Origin of the sequence: Bartonella sp. AP331QHHD, from assembly GCF_042195905.1 — a bacterium.
Lineage (GTDB): Bacteria > Pseudomonadota > Alphaproteobacteria > Rhizobiales > Rhizobiaceae > Bartonella.
In genome coordinates this window covers 137,511-143,818 of record NZ_JBHIPG010000034.1, presented here as the reverse complement: position 1 = coordinate 143,818, position 6,308 = coordinate 137,511, and the positions used below count along the sequence as shown (strand labels likewise).

Sequence of the window (6,308 nt, the reverse complement as noted above, 5' to 3'; positions counted from 1 at the left end):
GAGGTCTTCCCATGATCAACGTGACCAATCGTACCAATATTAACATGCGGTTTTGTTCGTTCAAACTTGCTCTTCGCCATTTGAGCTCTCCATTTTCCGTCCAAGCCAAGGACTAAGTTAAAAATTAATTACCAACCTGAAATTACGCGTATTTCTTTTGAATCTCCAAAGCAACAGCTGAAGGCACAGGCTCGTAATGATCAAACTGCATTGTATACTGCGCACGCCCCTGACTCATAGAGCGAAGAGTATTCACATAACCAAACATATTTGCCAAAGGAACCATTGCATTCACAACCGTTGCAATGCCGCGCGCTTCAGTTCCTGAAATCTGCCCCCGACGAGAATTGAGATCACCAATAACATCACCAACATAATCATCTGGAGTAACAACTTCCACCTTCATGATCGGTTCAAGAAGCTGTGCACCAGCCTTCTTTGCCCCATCACGAAAAGCCGCACGAGCAGCAATCTCAAAAGCCAAAACCGAAGAATCAACATCGTGATAGCCACCATCAATGAGAGTCGCTTTTACACCAAGCATAGGAAAGCCCGCAAGAGGACCTGACCCCATAACACTCTCAATCCCTTTTTGGACACCGGGAATATATTCTTTAGGAACAGCACCACCAACAATCTTTGACTCAAAAATAAAGTCATCACCATCATGAGGCTCAAAAACAATTTTCACACGAGCAAATTGACCTGCACCACCCGATTGTTTCTTATGCGTATAATCAATTTCCGCCATTTTAGTAATTGACTCACGATAAGCAACTTGAGGCTGCCCAACATTTGCTTCAACCTTAAACTCACGCCGCATACGATCAACAATAATATCAAGATGAAGCTCACCCATTCCAGCTATAATAGTCTGACCAGATTCCTCATCCGATTTAACACGAAATGAAGGATCTTCGGCTGCTAGACGGTTAAGAGCAATACCCATTTTTTCTTGATCTGCTTTTGTCTTCGGTTCAATTGCAATCTCAATAACAGGCTCTGGAAATTCCATCCTCTCCAAAATAACAGGCTTCAAGGGATCACAAAGAGTATCCCCTGTTGTCGTCTCCTTAAGTCCTGCAAGAGCAACAATATCACCAGCAAATGCTTCTTCAATATCCTCACGAGAATTTGAATGCATTTGAAGCATACGCCCCAAACGCTCTTTTTTCTTTTTCACAGTATTCTCAAGAGAAATACCTTTCTGAACTTTACCTGAGTAAATACGACAAAACGTCAATGAACCAACAAAAGGATCATTCATAATTTTAAAAGCAAGCATAGATAGCGGAGCATCATCAGAAGATTCGCGTGTCGTCTCAGCCTCAGTCTTTACATCAATACCCTTAATCGCCGGAATATCAACTGGAGAAGGAAGATAGGAAACAACAGCATCCAAAAGTGGCTGCACCCCCTTGTTTTTAAAAGCCGTACCACAAAGAACCGGATGAAACTGAACTTCTACTGTCCCCCTACGAATGAGAGAAACAAGCTGCTCGTTGGTTGGCATAACACCCTCCAAATAAGCCTCTGTCGCAGCTTCATCAACCTCCACAGCCATCTCAATCAATTTCTCGCGATATTCTTCAGCTTTTTCCTTTAAATCAGAGGGAATTTCACTTATTACCGCCGAGGCACCAATAGAACCATCCCACTTTAAAGCCTTCATTTCTACAAGATCAACAACACCTTCAAAGTCATTTTCAGCACCAATCGGCAACTGCAAAACAAGCGCTTTAGCACCTAACCGAGAACCAACCATCTCCACACTACGATAGAAGTCAGCTCCTATTTTGTCCATTTTATTAACAAAAACCATACGAGGCACGCGATACTTCTCAGCTTGCCGCCAAACAGTTTCCGTCTGAGGCTCCACACCAGCATTTGCATCCAACAAGGCTATTGCACCATCAAGAACACGCAAAGAGCGCTCAACTTCAATCGTAAAATCAACGTGCCCTGGCGTATCAATAATATTAAAGCGACGCTTCCGACCGTCCTGCCCTTCCCAAAACGTCGTTGTCGCAGCAGATGTAATCGTAATACCGCGCTCCTGCTCCTGCTCCATCCAATCCATTGTAGAAGCACCATCATGGGTCTCGCCAATTTTATGATTCTTACCGGTATAGAACAGAATACGTTCAGTCATCGTAGTCTTACCGGCATCAATATGCGCCATAATACCAAAATTACGATAATCTTCAATTTTATATTCGCGAGCCATTATATTTGCCTTAGTTTAAAACTTCTACCAGCGATAGTGAGAAAAAGCACGATTAGCTTCAGCCATACGATGAACATCTTCACGCTTTTTCACGGCAGAACCACGATTATTAGCCGCATCCATCAATTCACCAGATAAACGCTCAATCATCGTCGTTTCATTTCGACCACGTGCCGCCGCAATCAACCAACGAATAGCAAGAGCCTGACGACGATCAGGACGAACATCAATCGGAACTTGATAAGTAGCGCCACCAACACGGCGTGAACGAACCTCAATGTGAGGAGCAACATTCTCTAAAGCTCGATGAAATAGAGCCACAGGATCTGTTTTTACTCTTTTTTCTACAGAATCGAGCGCACCATAAACAATACGCTCTGCAACTGATTTTTTACCATCAAACATAATGGCATTCATAAATTTCATAATAACCAAATCACCAAATTTTGGATCTGGATTAATCTCACGCTTTTCTGCTCTATGACGACGGGACATTGGCTTTGTCTCTCAATATTATTTTGGACGCTTTGCGCCATACTTTGAACGACGCTGTTTACGATTCTTGACACCCTGCGTATCAAGCAAACCACGAATAATGTGATAACGAACTCCTGGCAAATCTTTCACACGACCACCACGAATCATTACAACAGAGTGCTCTTGAAGATTATGTCCCTCTCCAGGAATATAACCAATCACCTCAAATCCATTCGTCAAGCGAATTTTAGCAACTTTACGAAGAGCAGAATTAGGTTTCTTCGGTGTTGTTGTATAAACACGCGTACAAACACCACGCTTCTGCGGATTCGACTGCAGAGCAGGAACCTTATTACGTTTAACTGGCGCCACACGCGGCTTGCGAATCAACTGGTTTACGGTAGGCATGCAACCTTCCTCTTTTCGATCTACATTCGTCTCACCCAATCGGGCTTTTCTATTTTCATTTCTATCCACCCCAACAAAATCGGAGCAGATATCTAAGTCTACACACAAAATCGGGCACACCTGTACAAAACAGTTTACCCGACCACAAGCAGAGAAGGCAATAGCCTTTTGCACTAGCATTTGCTTTTAATCTTCTTAACACCTGTGAATAATTTTCCGGCTCATATCCAAAACACCTAATTACATCCACATCGGTTATTTTCATTTCTAATAGCGAGAACACGTACATTCGTCAAGAACTAAACAGCAGAAAGTTTTTAAAAATGAAAATAAATTAAATTTTAAAGCTTTAAATTTGCTTTTACCGCTACTCTTGATAAATTAATTTACCATAGTAATATCCCCTATAAACAAAAAAACAGCGAAGTGACTGTAGTAAAACATAGCAGTAAATTGAATTGCATATTTGATATCTAATGATGAGCACCATGAAAATAGCAACGTGGAATATTGCTGGAATAAAAGCGCGACATGAAACATTATGTCAATGGCTGCAGCAAAGCCAACCGGACATAGTCTGTTTACAGGAAATTAAAAGTATTGATGAAAATTTTCCACGCGATACAATTGAAAATTTAGGTTACCATATAGAAACACACGGACAAAAAAGTTTTAATGGCGTTGCGATTCTCTCTAAAAAAACACCAGATGAAGTGATCCGTCGATTACCAGGCAATGATAATGATAAACAAACACGTTACATTGAAGCTGTTTATTCAACAAACAAAGGTGTTGTTCGTGTTGCATCTCTCTATTTGCCAAATGGGAATCCTATTGAGAGTGAAAAATATTCCTATAAGATAGAATGGATGGAAAGATTATATACACATGCAAAATCATTGCTTGCGTATGAAGAACCTCTTATTCTAGCAGGTGATTATAATGTCATCCCCACTCCATTAGATGCAAAAAAACCTCAAGAATGGTATCAAGATGCCTTATTTCTTGGAGAAACAAGAAAAGCATTCCAACGTATTCTTCATTTAGGTTTTTATGATGCTATCCGGAATGTCACCGATACTCCCTCCTTCAGTTTTTGGGATTTTCAGGCAGGTGCTTGGCCTAAGAATAATGGGATTCGCATTGATCATTTATTATTATCACCAGAAGCTGTTGATCAATTAATTTGCGCTCATAGCCAAACAGAAGTAAGGGGATATCAAAAACCATCCGACCACGTTCCTGTTTGGATTCACCTTAATATCAATTAAGAAAGTAAAATCCTCATTTCATGAGACAACAAAAAAATTCCACTCAAAAATAATAACTATGCTACAGCATATAAACAGTATATCTTAAGCAAATAAAATAAAAATAAATGAATGGAGGACATAAATGAAGAAATCATTATTAATGCTTATTGCAGCAACGGCCATTGGATTCTCAAGTTTCGCGCATGCTGAACATGATACTCTTGAAAAAATAAAACGAACAGGGGAAATTACTTTAGGTGTCCGTGAATCATCTGGTTTAGCCTACGCCCTTGGTAATAATAAATATGTAGGTTTTCATACAGAAATGGCAGAACGGATCATTGATGATATCTCAAAAAAAATTGGTAAACCAATTAAAGTTCATTATCTTCCCATCACTTCTCAAAATAGAATTCCTCTCTTAAAAAATAAAACCTATGATTTTGAGTGCGGCTCAACAACACATGATATTGCCCGCAGTAAAGAAGCAGCATTTGCTTATACGACATACATTGAAGAGGTTCGGATTGCTGTAAAGAAAAACTCTAACATTAAATCTCTTGAGGATTTAAATGGAAAAACAGTTGCAACGACCACCGGTACAACATCTGTTCAACTTATTCGTAAAAATAAACGTGCAAAAAACATTCAGTTTAAAGTTTTAAAGGGGAAAGATCACGGAGATAGTTTTTTATTATTAGAATCTGGTAAGGCAGATGCTTTTGTCATGGACGCTTCAATTCTTGCTGGACATATTGCTAAATCAAAGAATCCATCTGATTATGTCATTCTTGATACTGTACTTTCAGTCGAACCTATTGCCTGTATGCTCAGATTAAATGACAAAAAATTTGAACAAACAATCAACGATAGTATCGTACGTCAGATTAAAGATGAATCACTGGAAAAGCTTTATAATAAGTGGTTTATGAAACCGATCCCACCTGCTAACACTGTTATGAACCTTCCCTTATCAAAACAAACAAGATATGCTTGGGATCACCCAAATAATAAGCCTCGAGAAAGCTACGCAGAAAAAGATTTATAGAGTTTAATAAAGAAGAACCACACTCTTTTGAAATTGAGTGTGGTTTATATTTTAATTCACTTTTTAATAAATCTGGACTATGTAGATGCGCGTGGTTTATTGTCCTATTTGTGAATGACTAATTTGAGGGAATATCAATTAATGGACTTTTCTTTCCTTTGTAGAGATGACCTTACTCAAACATTGGTAACAGGATGCTTGGGAACTCCCGGCGTAAGTCATACCTATTTAGATACACTTCTCGATGGCTTAAAAAATACAATTATATTGTCTATCACTTCACTTATATTAGCTGTATTGTGTGGTGTTATTATAGGAACAATGCGCACTTTACCCAAAACATCCATAATCAATTATATATTTCGCACTATCGGTACTATTTGGGTAGAGATTATGCGTAATATTCCCCTCCTTGTACAAGTGTTTTTGTGGTATTTTGTTGTTCCGAAGATTTATCCACCAGCGATGAAATTTTCCCCCATTCTCTTAATAACATGCGCATTGGGATTCTTTACATCTGCACGCATTGCTGAACAGGTTCGTTCAGGCATTGAAGCGATTCCTTCTGGACAACGCTATGCTGCTATGGCAATGGGATTTACAACTTATCAAAGTTATCGCTATATTATACTACCACGTGCTATACGTGCAATTATGCCACCTCTTACTTCAGAAGCAATGGGGATTGTGAAAAATTCATCTATAGCATTCGCCGTTTCAATAAATGAGCTCATGCAATTTCAATACCAAACAATTGAAGAAGTAAGCCATGTTTACGAAAATTATTTGCTTGTTACGATCCTTTATATTCTAATAGCCTTATTCGTATTCATTGTGATGACAGTCATTGAACAAATACTCAAAATTCCTAATTTTCAAACAAAGGGAAATTGAA

6 protein-coding genes and 1 pseudogene are annotated in these 6,308 nt (G+C 39.1%); 3 read left to right on the top strand and 4 right to left on the bottom strand.

Going from position 1 to position 6,308, the window contains the following annotated elements:
• The 4 genes and pseudogenes from ACFIMS_RS04910 to rpsL all read right to left on the bottom strand — a co-directional run.
• A pseudogene (locus ACFIMS_RS04910) lies at nt 1-80 on the bottom strand (elongation factor Tu); the annotation flags it as partial.
• A gap of 62 nt (nt 81-142) precedes the next feature.
• The gene (fusA, locus tag ACFIMS_RS04905; RefSeq protein WP_273791453.1) at nt 143-2,227 is read right to left on the bottom strand and encodes an elongation factor G; all 2,085 of its coding nucleotides are present in this window, start codon (nt 2,225-2,227) and stop codon (nt 143-145) included.
• A gap of 24 nt (nt 2,228-2,251) precedes the next feature.
• Nucleotides 2,252-2,722 (bottom strand): 30S ribosomal protein S7, encoded by a 471-nt coding sequence (gene rpsG / locus ACFIMS_RS04900; RefSeq protein ID WP_015856589.1) that lies wholly within the window; start codon nt 2,720-2,722, stop codon nt 2,252-2,254.
• An 18-nt stretch (nt 2,723-2,740) separates the two neighbouring features.
• Nucleotides 2,741-3,112, bottom strand: coding sequence for a 30S ribosomal protein S12 (gene rpsL / locus ACFIMS_RS04895; protein ID WP_005773262.1), 372 nt, complete (start codon nt 3,110-3,112; stop codon nt 2,741-2,743).
• Nucleotides 3,113-3,600: 488 nt separating this feature from the next.
• Here rpsL and xth point away from each other — a divergent pair, with 488 nt between their 5' ends.
• The 3 genes from xth to ACFIMS_RS04880 all read left to right on the top strand — a co-directional run bounded on the left by xth (nt 3,601) and on the right by ACFIMS_RS04880 (nt 6,307).
• Nucleotides 3,601-4,383, top strand: a complete 783-nt coding sequence (gene xth / locus ACFIMS_RS04890) for an exodeoxyribonuclease III (protein ID WP_375668574.1) — start codon at nt 3,601-3,603, stop codon at nt 4,381-4,383.
• Nucleotides 4,384-4,507: 124 nt separating this feature from the next.
• A complete protein-coding gene (locus ACFIMS_RS04885) occupies nt 4,508-5,413 on the top strand; it encodes a transporter substrate-binding domain-containing protein (RefSeq protein WP_375612441.1) in 906 nt (301 codons plus the stop codon).
• Nucleotides 5,414-5,554: 141 nt separating this feature from the next.
• Nucleotides 5,555-6,307: an amino acid ABC transporter permease gene (locus ACFIMS_RS04880; protein WP_375612442.1), complete on the top strand. Its 753-nt coding sequence runs from the start codon at nt 5,555-5,557 to the stop codon at nt 6,305-6,307.
• The last annotated feature ends 1 nt before the right edge of the window (nt 6,308 follow it).

What these genes read in the sequence shown, in the direction of transcription:
- fusA (WP_273791453.1), bottom strand. Translation starts at nt 2,227, where the DNA reads ATGGCTCGCGAATATAAAATTGAAGATTATCGTAATTTTGGTATTATG.
- rpsG (WP_015856589.1), bottom strand. Translation starts at nt 2,722, where the DNA reads ATGTCCCGTCGTCATAGAGCAGAAAAGCGTGAGATTAATCCAGATCCA.
- rpsL (WP_005773262.1), bottom strand. Translation starts at nt 3,112, where the DNA reads ATGCCTACCGTAAACCAGTTGATTCGCAAGCCGCGTGTGGCGCCAGTT.
- xth (WP_375668574.1), top strand. Translation starts at nt 3,601, where the DNA reads ATGAAAATAGCAACGTGGAATATTGCTGGAATAAAAGCGCGACATGAA.
- ACFIMS_RS04885 (WP_375612441.1), top strand. Translation starts at nt 4,508, where the DNA reads ATGAAGAAATCATTATTAATGCTTATTGCAGCAACGGCCATTGGATTC.
- ACFIMS_RS04880 (WP_375612442.1), top strand. Translation starts at nt 5,555, where the DNA reads ATGGACTTTTCTTTCCTTTGTAGAGATGACCTTACTCAAACATTGGTA.